The organism is Streptomyces brasiliensis, from assembly GCF_014647875.1.
Lineage (GTDB): Bacteria > Actinomycetota > Actinomycetes > Streptomycetales > Streptomycetaceae > Streptomyces > Streptomyces brasiliensis.
In genome coordinates, this window is record NZ_BMQA01000126.1 from 1 (window position 1) to 12,160 (window position 12,160).

Below are 12,160 nucleotides of genomic sequence, written 5' to 3' on the forward strand. Positions count from 1 at the left end.
GAAACCATGCCTGACCAGCAGGAATCAAACGATCAAGTTCGGTTGAGATACGGCTTCTGATGCCACGCCAGGATCATGGAGTCCGGCCGCCTTCCGGGACAGCGACTTGACGAAAGAGATTGCGAGCGCGTCACCACGCCGAAGGCGGGCGCCTCCAACACGCTTTCCACCTGTGTTGGTGGGGTGCTGGGCTGTGTGCAGGGGCGTTCGCCTGCGTTCATGGATGGCCCGGCTCCGTGTCGCACCGGGCTGGGCGTCTCGCCTGAACGGTAGTGAACGCGGCTGAATGAGACGGAAACTGAGACGCGGTCCGCCCTCCGGCTGTGCTCCACTTCGGTGTGCCGGACTCGGGCGGTCGCTACTTTTCAGGTAAGGATGCTGATGCCGTCCCCGAGCAGCTTTAGGCCGAGGACGAAGAACAGGATGGCCATGACGGCCACGTTGTGCAGTGCGGCCCACTCCCGCCAGGAGCCGAGCACGCTCTTCGCTCGCTCGCCCATGATCAGGTAGACCGCCAGCGGTGCGAGCACTCCGAGCGAGGCGATGATGACGAAGATCGCCAGCGTTCCGATCTGCTGCGGCACGGGGATGCCAGCGGAGCTGATCGATGCGCCGGCTGCGATGGTCAGAGGGGCGTTCTTGAGGTTGGCTGCCGACAACAGGAGCCCCAGCGCGAAGATCTTGAGTGGGGTGAAGCGGTCGATCGCGGCCATCCACTTCGGCAGCTGTGCCTGGGAGGGGTCTTTGGGGCGCCGGCGCCATTGTCGGGCGCCGAAGAGGGCCAGCAGCAGTCCGAGTGCGAGTTTCAGGGCTCCCACCCAGGTGGCCGGGTGCTTACCGGTGGAGGCGCCACCTGTGCCGCCGATCGCGAGCATGATCGCGCCCAGTAGTGCTAGTCCCAGGAGCCAGCCGAGAGCGAAGAGCGGGCCGTTGAGGCGACCACTCGGCGTGGCCAGGATGAGGATGATTGCCACGATGGGGAGCGGGCTGACAGCGACACCGGCCGCCAGACCCAGTACATCACCGACAGCGTGTCCCAAGGCGGCCTCCGTTCGCTGGGAATCGTGCCGGGCCAGGGCGCCCGGCTGCGGGGCTCTGTGGCCGTGCTGAGCACGGCGCGCGCCGTGCGCTTCCCTTCCGCCCATCGTCGTGGGATGTCAGCCATGAAGCGCGGTGTCAGCGTCGAACGGGTGAGCCGCCGGTGCGGAGACGGGGCGCACCGCCTTCACCGCGCGCATCGGTGCTGGACGGGCCTACGGTGGTGGAAGGACAAGGGCTGCCTTGCCGGGCATTGGTCTTGCGTCGCTTAAGCAGACCAGCTGACCAGGCCGGGCACGTAGCCCGTGTGCGCGGAAAGCTCCTGCGATCGCAGGCTGCGCGGCCCCGCCAACCGACCATCGTGGGCCCCCGCGGGGGCTTGGCCGAGACAAAGAGGCGGTGGAGTGATGTCGCCGCAGTTCATCCCGTACAGCTCGGATGTGGAGATCGTCGAACCGGACTTCGATGCGAACGTACAGACCGTGATCGCGCGGATGGAGCGGTACATCACCGATTCGGTGACGGCCGAAGGCACCGGCCAGGCGGTCCGTGACGCGCATGCGAAGGGCTATGGGCTGGTCCGGGGCGAGGTGGAGATTCTCGACGGTGTGCCGGAAGAGTACGCCCAGGGTATTTACGCCACCCCTGGCCGACACGACGCTCTGGTGCGCTTCTCCAACGGTTCCCCTCACGCTGGGGCCGACGCGCGCCTGGGCCGTGCGACAGGTCTGGCGCTGAAGATGTTCGACGTCGATGGTCCGAAGCTGCTGGAGGACGAGACCGACAGCCGGACGTTCGACTACAACACGATCAACGCGCCGGTCTTCTTCTGCAACACGGTGCAGCACTACCTGTTCATCCAGGAGCTGTTTCTGGAGGCTGCCGCCTACTTTGCCGAGGGCCAGCGCGGCCGGCACCGCTTCTTCCGCGACTACCTCACCGGAAAGGGAACCCTGGAGCCCGAGGACTGGGCGTGGGAGGAGTTCTTGACCTTTCTCATCGTCTCGCAGCGGCCCCTGGTGAACGTGCTGCTGTCGACCTACACGACGATGGGAGCGGTGCGGCACGGCGGCTACATCGCCAAAGTGCGCATCGCCCCTGATCCCGCTTGCGCTGCCACCGTGGTCGAGCGCCAGATGGACGTCACCTCCGCGGCCGAGGTCTTCCGGCCCGCACTGGTGACCGAGCTGTGCGAGCGGCCCTACGCCTTCGACATCCAGGTCCAGCTCTGCGCCGACCTGGAGCGGATGCCGGTCGAGGACCTCACGGTCGAGTGGCCCGAGCAGCTGACTCCCTACGTCACTGTGGCCAAGCTCCGCTTTCCCCAGCAGGACATCTCCGGTGAGGAGAACCTCAGGCGGATGGACGCCCTGTCCTTCACGCCCTGGCGGGTGACCGCCGCGCATCGGCCGCTGGGCAGCATCATGCGGGCCCGCAAAGAGGTCTACCGCCGCTCCTCGCTCCTGCGCCACCGCCTCAACAACCAGCAACGGCAGGAGCCGCGCACCGCGGACGAGGTACTGCCGCTGAAGACCACCGTTTCCCATCACTGAGAGGACCCGAGCAGGCCGCTGGCCGGTTACGGGTTCCACCGACCGCCGACCCCATGGAGACAGGATCGCGATGGCAGACAGTACGGATCAGGCGCAGGTGCTGGAGCTGGAAGACATCCAGGGCACCCTGCTGAGGCAGCGCCCCTCCCCGTACACCGGGACGTACTTCCTGCTGCGCGTCGACGACCCGGCACACGGCCGCCAGATGCTGGGGCGCCTGCTGCCACACGTCGCCTCGGCGGCCCGCTGGTGGGACCCGCCCAGCCGGGCCTGGCTGAGTGTGGCGCTGAGCCACTCCGGGCTGCAGGCGCTGGGGGTGCCGCAGGCATCGCTGGACAGCTTCCCCGAAGCCTTCCGCGAGGGCATGGCCGCCCGCGCCGAACGCCTTGGCGACACGGGCGAAAGCAGCCCCGAGCACTGGGACGCCCCGCTGGGCAGCCGTGACGTCCATATCGCTGTGTCCGTCTTCGCCCCCGACACCACCGGGCTGGAGTCGCTACTGGAGGTCGGGCGCTCAGCCCTGCGCGACCTGCCGGGGGTGCAGATGATCTACCGGCTGGAGGCGTCCCAGCTGCCGACGAAGCGGACCCATTTGGGTTTCGTCGACGGCATCGGTGAGCCGGACGTCGAGGGCGCCGGGGTGGCCAGCATCCTCCAGGCCGGCCGAGACCACTACGGCTACCTGCCCGGGTTCGGCCCCACCATCAAGGCCGGCGAGTTCGTCCTCGGCTACCAAAATCAGCTCGGCCGCCTCACCCTCATGCCCCAGCCCGATGTCCTGGGACGCAACGGCACCTACGTCGCGTACCGCAAACTGCACCTGAAGGTGGCCGACTTCCGCTGCTACCTCAAGGACAACTCCTCCTCACCCGAGGAGGAGGAACTGCTGGCGGCCAAGATGGTCGGACGCTGGCGCAGCGGAGCGCCTCTCGTCCTCGCCCCCGACCACGACGATCCCGACCTGGCCGCAGACCCCACCCGCGCCAACGACTTCACCTACCGCGACCAGGACCCCGCCGGCCTGTGCTGCCCCGTCGGCGCTCACATCCGGCGCACGAACCCTCGCGACTCCCTCACGGACACGATCGTGGACGTGCGCATCCATCGCGCCCTGCGCCGGGGCACCACCTACGGTCCCATGCTCCCCGAAGGACAGCTTGAGGACGACGGAGCCGAACGCGGCATCGTGTTCATCTTCATGGGTGCCGATCTCGTCCGGCAGTTCGAGTTCCTCAAAACCCAGTGGGCCAACGACGGCGACTTCGTCAGCCTGGGCACCGAGAAAGACCCCGTCATCGGCAACAACGACGGGACCGGCACTTTCACCATCCCCCGGCGCCCTGTCCGCCGCCGCCTGAAGCAGTTGCCCCGCTTCGCCATCACCAAGGGAGGCGAATACCTCTTCATGCCCGGCATCCGCGCACTGACGTGGATCACCCAACTCGACACCTGAGACGGACAGCCGGCCCGTCCCCCAGAAAGGCAACCGAGATGACCACCAACGCCGACCAGTCGAGCCGCCCTGGTCTGAAGTCCGGCCGGACCAACGAGTTCACCCTCTTCTTCGACGTCAAGCCTGGGGAGGGCCAGCAGATCCGCGACATCTTCGAACAGCCCGGCTTCGAGGAACACCGCAAGGAGGTAAGCGCACGCATCGGCACGCTGCACGACGCCCGATGGGTGCTCTTCGACGGCGACACACGCCTGATGTTCGCCACGAACTTCGACGGCGACTGGGACGCCTACATCGACGACTTCGCCGCCCAAGTTCCCGACGTCTTCGACTCCGTCCTGCAACACACTGAGGGCTACCCAGGCATCAAAGACCCCCACATCAAAGACCACGTCGTCGCCCACCAAGCCACCGCATGCTCGTACCAGCGCGCCATCCCCGACGCCACCGTCAAGGACCTCCAAAAGGCACTACGCGTCCAAGAAGACTTCCAGCACCTCCTCGACGACGCGAGCTGACTCGCTCAGGGGTGCATGGGCGCGTTGGCACCCGTGGTCGCAGGCAAGCAGCGCCGTGGTGGCGACCGCCTGGTACCACGGACGTTGCCGCCACCGTGCGGAAGGGACGGGCTGCCGCGGCGAGGAAGGGCGGCTCAAGCCTTCTGGCACGAATCTGGCGCGCGGTGATTGAACACCGAGCAATGCGGTAGAGGAGCATCTGATCCGTAGCTATATGTGGATCGGTCGGTGACGGTCATACAGGCCGCTTCATGGCCCCTCGGAGGCACTACTGGTCGAGGCTGGTTGCTGTGGTTGCTGTGGTTGCTGTGGTTGCTGTACTTCCTTGCTGTACTTCCTTGCTGTACAGCTCGCTTCGCCGCTGCGTTCACGGCAATGCTCAGCAGCACAGGGCGACGGGCCTACGGTGCCGACAGGGCGGTTTGCTCGGCCTTCTCCAGCCAGTCGCTGTACCAACGGGCGAAGGTCACCGGCTTCCCGTCGTCATCGAGGAGCGGCACGAGGTCGACGTCGTCCGCCCGGCCGTCGGACCAGATCGTGCCGCGGTGGCTGCCACTGATGATCAGCCACTCCCGTAGGGCACACCCCAGATGACAGATCACGATCGCACCGGCAGTGCGTTCGGGAGCGAACATGACGGCATCCCACCGTTCGTCCCACGCCTCGATGGCGTCGTCGAAGTCCTCGTCGAAGTCCTCTTCCTCGGGACGTTGGGCAAGGAGGTCGTCGAGCAGCTTCGGGTCCGCGCCCTGGTCGGGAAACGGCTCGGCCAGCCTCGTCAGGTCGGCCAGGTCCGCGCCGTCGCCTTCCCAACGCCAGCGGCCTTGCACGCGCCGAACGGGGAACAAGCCGTACGCGGGGCCGGCGCCACCCGTGCCAACGTGGAGCAGGAAGGCCCGGTACTCCTCCGGTAGCTGCACGCCTATCTGAGCCTCAAGTTCGGCAAGCTCGCCCCGGGTGAGCGGCTCCTCCAAGACCCACTTGTGCCCCAATGCCCCGAACACCTTGCCGCCCCCAGGCCCTGCGCCCGCCGCCTCGACCCGCTGACGTACGCCCGCCCACCACTGATCAGTCATGCGCAGACCGTACGTGCAGCCACCGACACCCGGGTTGCGGGTCCCACTGTTGCCGTGCCGACGGGCTCAGGAACGGCCCGACACCCCAGGCTCCCTAGGCACAACACGACGTTGGCCGGTCGGCTCCGTCACGGCGTCCCGGCTGAAGGTGCTGGAAGCCGTCGATGAACTCGGGTACGTCTGTAACGCGGCATCGGGGGAGCAAGCCGCGCACTGGCGACGCTCCGGGTTCGCCACCTGGTTGCTCCAGCCTGCCGCTACGGGGCTGTACCCCAGACGCGGCAGACAGGAAGAGCATCCGGTGCCTGTGGTCGCTGAGCCGTGGCCAGGAATTCCAGCACGCGGGCGCGGAGCCTCCAAGCGCGCAGAGGCTTGCTGGGCGCCGATCACACGAGGGCTGACACCGCACGGGCTGCGCCACACCCACAAAACCCTGATGAGATGAGGGAACTCGGCATACCGCCGAAGCTCATGGACGAACGGATGGGCCATGAAGATGGCTCGGTGCAGTCCCGCTATGACCACATCACCCCTGGCATGCGGCGGACGCTGGTGACCGCGCTCACCGAGATGTGGGAGGGAGCGTTGGACGCGCGCCGAGCCATGAGCCCAGGTTCGCCTGTGGCTGTCCTGGACGCACTGCTGAGGGCCCGCCAGTAGAGCGCTGTTCTGGAGACAGATTCCAAGATCTTCTCCAGGATTTCTCCAGAGAGGCCCCGGAAACCACTCAGGGGCCCGACCCGCTATGCGGATCAGGCCTCTGACCTGGTGTTTCACTGTCGGGGTGGCGGGATTTGAACCCACGACCTCTTCGTCCCGAAGCAACTTGGCTGGGGGAGCTTCCTTGGGCTGCTGTGCGTCTCACCTGCGCTGACGGTCCGCAGGCGTCCGTGCTTGTCCGCCGTTGTACGTCGGCGTTGTCACGCAGTTAGACACTCACCGCTCAACAGTCGAGCACCGGCAGGTCGGTTGTCAGTGCCTGCGTCTATGGTCTCAAGCGCGCGGTCGGCTTCCGGGGGTTCCAGCTCTGAAGGGAATGGTTGCATCCCCGATCTGTCTGGGGGCGGCCCGGAGGCTCGTCCGGGACCTAACCGACGGTCGGGCTTCGTTGATGGCCAGGCGATGACCTGCCAGCGCCGGCCGCGCACCACCTTCCGCCTGGGCGTAGGCAGGCGCACGCTTTCCAATTGTGGTGGTGGAATGGTGGGGTGTGTGCAGGGGCGTTCACCTGGGTTCGTGGGCGGCTCGCGACCAGGTTGGAACCGGCACGGCGGCTCAGATGAACATTGCTGCTGAACGGGGCTGAATGAGACGGAAACTGAGACGGTCTGCCCGCCCACCGCTGTCAGAGGCCTCGTCTAGTCTCCGGCCATGAGCATGATCGGTGAGTATCTGCGCGTTACGGCTGCTGAGCTCGACCGGGCGATTCAGGACCCTGACTGGGCGCTGGATTTCGCCGAAGAGGTCCAGGACGCCGAGGAGGAGTCAGAACCTGCGACGACCGAAGCGCGTCATTTCAGCACGTCCAAGACCTGGGACATGCTGGGCTTCCTCTTGACGCGTGCCGACTTCCCGGTGGACGTCATCCATGGTGAGGAGCCGTTTGCCGAGGATGAGGACTGGGGTTACGGGCCGCCGAGGTACTTGCGCTCGGAGCGGGTGCGTCTTGGAGCGCGGGCGCTGCGTGCCACCACGTATGACCAGCTCGTTAGCGGCGTGAATCCGGCCGACCTGACCAAGGCTGATGTGTATCCCCTGGCTGGGGCGTATCCCCTCGGATGGGATCGGCCTGGAACGCTTGAGTGGGGGCGTCACTGGTACGACGGCCTGACGCAGTTCTTTGAGGCTGCCGCGGCGGCGGATGACGCCATGCTCGTGTGGCTCGACTGATCGCCTCTGCCTGTCGGTGACCATGAGGACGGCGTGAGTCAAACAGGTCCGCGAGCCGCACGATGAGCAGTGAGAACGGCCCCTGACGGGCACGGCTGGGGCACGGGACCCTTCTGACTCGTAGCTCTAGAGGGAACGGTCATCGGCGGTCATAGAGGTCCACTCGAATCCTCTGAGGGACACCACTGGGCGCGTCCGGTTGCTGTGGTTGCTTGTACTTCGCTGCTGTACAGCAACTGCGGTCGGTCTGAACTGGGCGTTGGGCCCTCCGGCCCACTGGTGGGGAGCTATGGCCCAGATCGACTGAGGTGTCACTGCCGAGCGGCCTCAGACGGCCCGGCGGACGCGCCTTATCGGGGACCCGCACTGACTATCGGCTGAGCCAGTAGACGCCTGCAGAAACCGCGCCGCTGCCACCGAGGATGGCGAGGAGCCCTCCCACCCTGAAGTTCAACGGCTCTGTCGGCGTGCCGCCGTAGATGCGGATCGCCTTCGCGTAGAGGCGGAACGCCGCCTTCTTGTAGTCGGTGGCGATGACGATCCCCCCGCACAGCACGCTGGCCCCCACCAGGAGGAGGACGACGGCACCGACCGTGCTGGGAGGATTGCGAAACGGAGCGCGGACAGCAAGATCAGCGATGTACATCACGCCGATCATCGTGGCGTGGTGTGATGGACCGGTCAATGCCATGACTGACCTCTTCGTCCCGGGACGTTCGCTGGGAGGTGCGATGAACTACGTGGTCCTGTTGGCGTTGATGGCCTTCGCTCTAGGCATGGTGGGGTTGGGCGTGGCGGGGCTCACCACCGGCTGGATCCACCCATGGGAGCGAGGCCGGGTCCTGCGCCCCGTGCCCCATGGGTTCAGCCACATCTTTTCGGGGTGCGGCTTCGTCTGCTTCTGCGTGTTCTTCCTCTTCGCGTCGTCGGGAGATGTCTCGCTGAAGTTGCTCGTAGTGCTCGCAGTGGGGGCAGTCCTCTTCTTGATCGGGATTGTCCTACGCGGCACGGCCAGCTTCCCGGACCGCTGATATGGAGGGCCTGGGTGTCCGCGGACTCGTCCAGATGGCACGCGCTGAGGTCGGCGTAGCGACTTTAGCCGGGAGCTGCTTTGGCGCGAGTGATCACGGCCCCTTACGCTGGCCCGCGGATCGGGCAGGCTTGTGGACCTGCCCGTTAGTGGGGCCATGATCTTAGAGGCTCGCTCCAAAGTGGCTGGCTAAAGTCGTGGAGCCGACCGCCCCAGCCACGACGTGTTCTGACCTTATGCACTGTGTGCCTGCCTCTTGGGCGGGAGTGGGCGGCCGGCGGTGCCGAGTGGGGCGGAGACATGAGCGCGGGCGCCGTCGGCCGCCCGCGCCCGCCCGGAGGAGCGAAGCGACGACGGGTGCTTGATGGCGTAGGGAAGGTTCTACCGCGCCGGGATTCACAGTCGTGACTCCGCGCTGAGGAGCGCTCTCGCTAAGCACGGGTACGCCGGCGGGCAGATGCAGGCGTGCCCCCTACGGAAGCGGTTCTCGTTGCCCGACCGGCCATGTGCCCACCGCCGCCGGCGGTTCTGCTCACGGCAGCGCCTCTTGCAGGAGCGTCTACGAGTGCACCAGTAGGCGCTGTCCGGGAGAGAGGTATCAAGATCTTCTCCCAGATTTCTCCCAAGAGACCCCGGAAACCACTCAGGGGCCCGACCCGCGATGCGGATCAGGCCCCTGACCTGGTGTTTCACTGTCGGGGTGGCGGGATTTGAACCCACGACCTCTTCGTCCCGAAGCAACTTGCGATGGTCGCTGTCCTCGGGCCGATGCACTCGCCACCAGCATCGATGGTTCGCTGACGTCCACGGTTGTTCGCGGCTGTGCGTTGTGGTTGTCACGCAGTTAGACACTCAGTCCGCTTCCTCGCTGCAAGCCTGGCCGGTCGACTGCACCCCTACTTCGGACTCGTGAAGCGCGGCGAGCTCCCCCAGGTCGTTACCGACCATCACTTGAGCGAGTCGTCCAGCGACGGCCACGACTTCTGGCCAAGCGGCCGCCTGGAGGTACTCCGCGTCAGTGTCGTTGGGCGCCTCGTCCGCCGCTGCGTTGAGTGCTGCACCGAGCTCCTTCATGAGGACGACCTCCTCCTGCGTTCGCAGGCTTGTGCCAAGGTAGCGCTCTGGATCGTCGGCGTCGCAGAAGTCGTCGAAGAGCGTGTGGAAGATGTGGTCCAGGTTCTCGAACGTTGACGGATCGAGCCACACGTCTCGTTGCCATGGCGGATTGGCCAGAGCCAGGACCGCAGGCACGAGATGGACTCGGAAGTTCGCCAAGCGTCGCGAATCCTCGGTCATGGGCCGAGCCTAGCGGCCGGGTTGACGCGGCGTTGTGGAGAGCACCGCTTTAGGAGTTCGATCGCTCGACGGCGGAGCCCCCATCAGCGGTGCCTTGGGGTCGCCCCTCCCTCCTGGCGGCGGGCGTCGCTGTCCACCGTCGTTCAGCGCCGTTGATGTCAGCTGGTGATGTCAACCAGGCGGCTCTTGGGGGAGACGTCCACCTGCCGCTCGCCACGCGCTTGAGTTCGGCTGACCGGCTAGGGTCTGGTTGGCTGTTCCCCTGGTGAGTGGAGGCGTCGCGTGCAGATCTCTGGTGTTGAGGTGTACGTGAATCACCCGGTGTTGCACCTCGGCGCGACGGATTGGGTGCCCGTCTCCCTGGAGCTGGGTGATGCCGACGCAGCGAGCTGTGACACCCACGTCGCGGTTCGCCTGCGGGCACAGTCGGGTCTCATTCGCGTGCGCGTGTTCCAGGACCTTGGCGACTCCGTGCGTGCCGAACCGGCGTTCACCACCGTGTTCGATGGCCAACTCACATTGGACAACGGCCGCCTGGCTGTAGGCGACGTCGAAGGCCTCACCCGCTTCGTGCACCAGGTGGGGGACCGAGGAGCCTGGGACGTTCGTGTAGCCGTAGACAACCCCGGCAGGGACGCCCGTGCCATTGACGTAACCATCAGCCGGCCCGCCACGTAGTTCGGTCAACATCCGCAGCTGCCGTGACATCACCGCGTTAGGAGCGAGGTTGGGCGATCACGGCCCGAGCTGCGGATTCCCTGGCTTGGCGCAGTACGGCCATCCTGCCCGCTCCGTGCCCCGATTCCCCGTGATTCCCCGCCCGTTCTGGCCCGAGAGTGGCACGGCCCGAGGGTTGCGCCATGCCACCTCGATGCGAACGAGCGCAGGCGGTCGCTGAGGCCATGTGCGCTTGTCACGGAGTCGCTCGCGGTTAGCACCGACCGTAGGCCAGGATGCGTGCGTCAGTCGATCTCCGGCTGCATTGCTTGTTTGCCGCGTGCGGCACGGAACCGTTCGGTAAGAGCTCCCACGAGACCGATGCTGAGCGCCAGACCGAGAATGATCAGCCCTGCGGCGCTGGTTGCCGTGTACACCATCACCCCGAGGGCCCATGTGCCGACTGCTGCCAGAAACCACGCACGCGCCGCGACGTTGCCCTGCCTGCGCCACTGGAGGAAGAGGAAGCCCGCGCCTCCGGCGCCGAGGTAGAAGGCGGCTGCTTCCCCCCACACTCGCCAGCCGTGCAGGTGCGAAGCGAGAGACGCGATCAGCAAGCCCCCACCGATCGCGTACCAGACAAACTGGAGCGCTCGCGTACGCCTCATGTTCAGGAACCCCCCAACGCCCCGTTCACAGCCCCGAGATCGTAATGCTCGGCGTCGACGCTTCGGAAGGCCCGGCGCTTGTCGGTTCCATGGCCACACACCGAGGAGGCCCCTTGCTCCGCAACCAGTTCTTCTGGAAGTGACGACCCAAGTCTGTCACGTGCGGCGGCTCGCTGTAGCTGAGCCTGCGACCTGCCTGGATGCTGGGACTAGTTGTCATCATCTGTCAACGTCGGTTCGCCTCGGATGGCCCAGAGACGGCCCAGAGCCGAACGTGCTGGTGACCGCCTTCAAAACCACCGATCATGAGGTTGGTGCACGGCCGCCACGACGTGTTCAGAGGTCGGGCCAGACGTGGCCTTCGATGTATGGGCTCCCGCCCGTGAAGAACCAGTAGGCCAACAGACTCAGCCGTTCCAGGCATGCGGTGTAGTAGGACTCTGGTTCCGGACGCGAGAAGTTCGGGTGCGATGTCCACTCCGGCACCGACGTCGCAAGGACGTGGAAGCCTTCGGCCAGATCGCGATCTAGCTGGTCGGCAGCCTCGTACTCTTCGCAGACTGCCCGCATCGCCTGATCGAGCCTGGTCAAAGCCGCACGGTCCCACGACAGATCAGTCCGCAGCTTGAGTAGAAAGCCATCCTCGGACATCAGTTCTCGTCGGAGGACCTCAGCGGCGTTGTTCATGGCGGGATCATGCCAGAAGGGCACCGACGTCGGCCCTGGTCGACAAAGCTGAGGTCGGCGGAGTCTCAATGACCCAGTCAAGCGCCGCTGCCCGGGTCCTGGAGCACCAGTTTGGAAGATCGCGTAACCGCGCTGGGCCTGACCTGGCAAGAAGCTGACCGGCGAGTCTCCGGGCGACTCGCCGACGTTCCTCTCTTCCCCGCCTCAATGACTCCTCACGCGGTCGGCGGAGTCTCAGAAGCCGTATCTCAACCGAACTTGATCGTTTGATTCCTGCTGGTCAGGCATGGTTTC

The 12,160-nt window shown here is 66.0% G+C and carries 12 protein-coding genes and 1 pseudogene; 7 read left to right on the top strand and 6 right to left on the bottom strand.

The window, feature by feature from the left end:
- Positions 1-365: 365 nt before the first annotated feature.
- Positions 366-1,040 (bottom strand): GAP family protein, encoded by a 675-nt coding sequence (locus IEZ19_RS47890; RefSeq protein ID WP_189317656.1) that lies wholly within the window; start codon positions 1,038-1,040, stop codon positions 366-368.
- 405 nt (positions 1,041-1,445) lie between these two features.
- Between IEZ19_RS47890 and IEZ19_RS47895 the strand changes: the two genes are divergently transcribed.
- From IEZ19_RS47895 to IEZ19_RS47905, 3 genes are all read left to right on the top strand, one after another.
- Positions 1,446-2,591 (top strand): catalase family protein, encoded by a 1,146-nt coding sequence (locus tag IEZ19_RS47895; RefSeq protein ID WP_189317657.1) that lies wholly within the window; start codon positions 1,446-1,448, stop codon positions 2,589-2,591.
- Between the two features lie 70 nt (positions 2,592-2,661).
- Positions 2,662-4,044, top strand: a complete 1,383-nt coding sequence (locus IEZ19_RS47900; protein ID WP_189317658.1) for a Dyp-type peroxidase — start codon at positions 2,662-2,664, stop codon at positions 4,042-4,044.
- Positions 4,045-4,082: 38 nt separating this feature from the next.
- Positions 4,083-4,562 (top strand): hypothetical protein, encoded by a 480-nt coding sequence (locus IEZ19_RS47905; RefSeq protein WP_189317659.1) that lies wholly within the window; start codon positions 4,083-4,085, stop codon positions 4,560-4,562.
- A 401-nt stretch (positions 4,563-4,963) separates the two neighbouring features.
- On the opposite strand, the gene IEZ19_RS47910 is transcribed toward IEZ19_RS47905, so the two are convergent.
- On the bottom strand, positions 4,964-5,638 hold the full coding sequence (locus tag IEZ19_RS47910) for an SMI1/KNR4 family protein (RefSeq protein WP_189317660.1): 675 nt from the start codon (positions 5,636-5,638) through the stop codon (positions 4,964-4,966).
- Positions 5,639-5,774: 136 nt separating this feature from the next.
- On the opposite strand from IEZ19_RS47910, the pseudogene IEZ19_RS47915 reads away from it, so the two are divergent.
- Both IEZ19_RS47915 and IEZ19_RS47920 read left to right on the top strand, forming a co-directional pair.
- A pseudogene (locus tag IEZ19_RS47915) lies at positions 5,775-6,298 on the top strand (LacI family transcriptional regulator); the annotation flags it as partial.
- 711 nt (positions 6,299-7,009) lie between these two features.
- Positions 7,010-7,528, top strand: coding sequence for a YfbM family protein (locus IEZ19_RS47920; RefSeq protein WP_189317661.1), 519 nt, complete (start codon positions 7,010-7,012; stop codon positions 7,526-7,528).
- 370 nt (positions 7,529-7,898) lie between these two features.
- On the opposite strand, the gene IEZ19_RS47925 is transcribed toward IEZ19_RS47920, so the two are convergent.
- On the bottom strand, positions 7,899-8,219 hold the full coding sequence (locus IEZ19_RS47925) for a hypothetical protein (RefSeq protein WP_189317662.1): 321 nt from the start codon (positions 8,217-8,219) through the stop codon (positions 7,899-7,901).
- Between IEZ19_RS47925 and IEZ19_RS47930 the strand changes: the two genes are divergently transcribed.
- Positions 8,218-8,559 (top strand): hypothetical protein, encoded by a 342-nt coding sequence (locus IEZ19_RS47930; RefSeq protein WP_189317663.1) that lies wholly within the window; start codon positions 8,218-8,220, stop codon positions 8,557-8,559. The two genes, IEZ19_RS47925 and IEZ19_RS47930, sit on opposite strands and share 2 nt — an antisense overlap.
- An 851-nt stretch (positions 8,560-9,410) precedes the next feature.
- Here IEZ19_RS47930 and IEZ19_RS47935 read toward each other — a convergent pair.
- Positions 9,411-9,854, bottom strand: coding sequence for an SCO4402 family protein (locus tag IEZ19_RS47935; protein WP_189317664.1), 444 nt, complete (start codon positions 9,852-9,854; stop codon positions 9,411-9,413).
- A gap of 282 nt (positions 9,855-10,136) precedes the next feature.
- Here IEZ19_RS47935 and IEZ19_RS47940 point away from each other — a divergent pair, with 282 nt between their 5' ends.
- On the top strand, positions 10,137-10,532 hold the full coding sequence (locus tag IEZ19_RS47940) for a hypothetical protein (RefSeq protein ID WP_189317665.1): 396 nt from the start codon (positions 10,137-10,139) through the stop codon (positions 10,530-10,532).
- 284 nt (positions 10,533-10,816) lie between these two features.
- On the opposite strand, the gene IEZ19_RS47945 is transcribed toward IEZ19_RS47940, so the two are convergent.
- Positions 10,817-11,128, bottom strand: a complete 312-nt coding sequence (locus IEZ19_RS47945) for a hypothetical protein (RefSeq protein ID WP_189317666.1) — start codon at positions 11,126-11,128, stop codon at positions 10,817-10,819.
- A gap of 387 nt (positions 11,129-11,515) precedes the next feature.
- A complete protein-coding gene (locus tag IEZ19_RS47950; RefSeq protein WP_189317667.1) occupies positions 11,516-11,866 on the bottom strand; it encodes a hypothetical protein in 351 nt (116 codons plus the stop codon).
- Positions 11,867-12,160 lie beyond the last annotated feature (294 nt).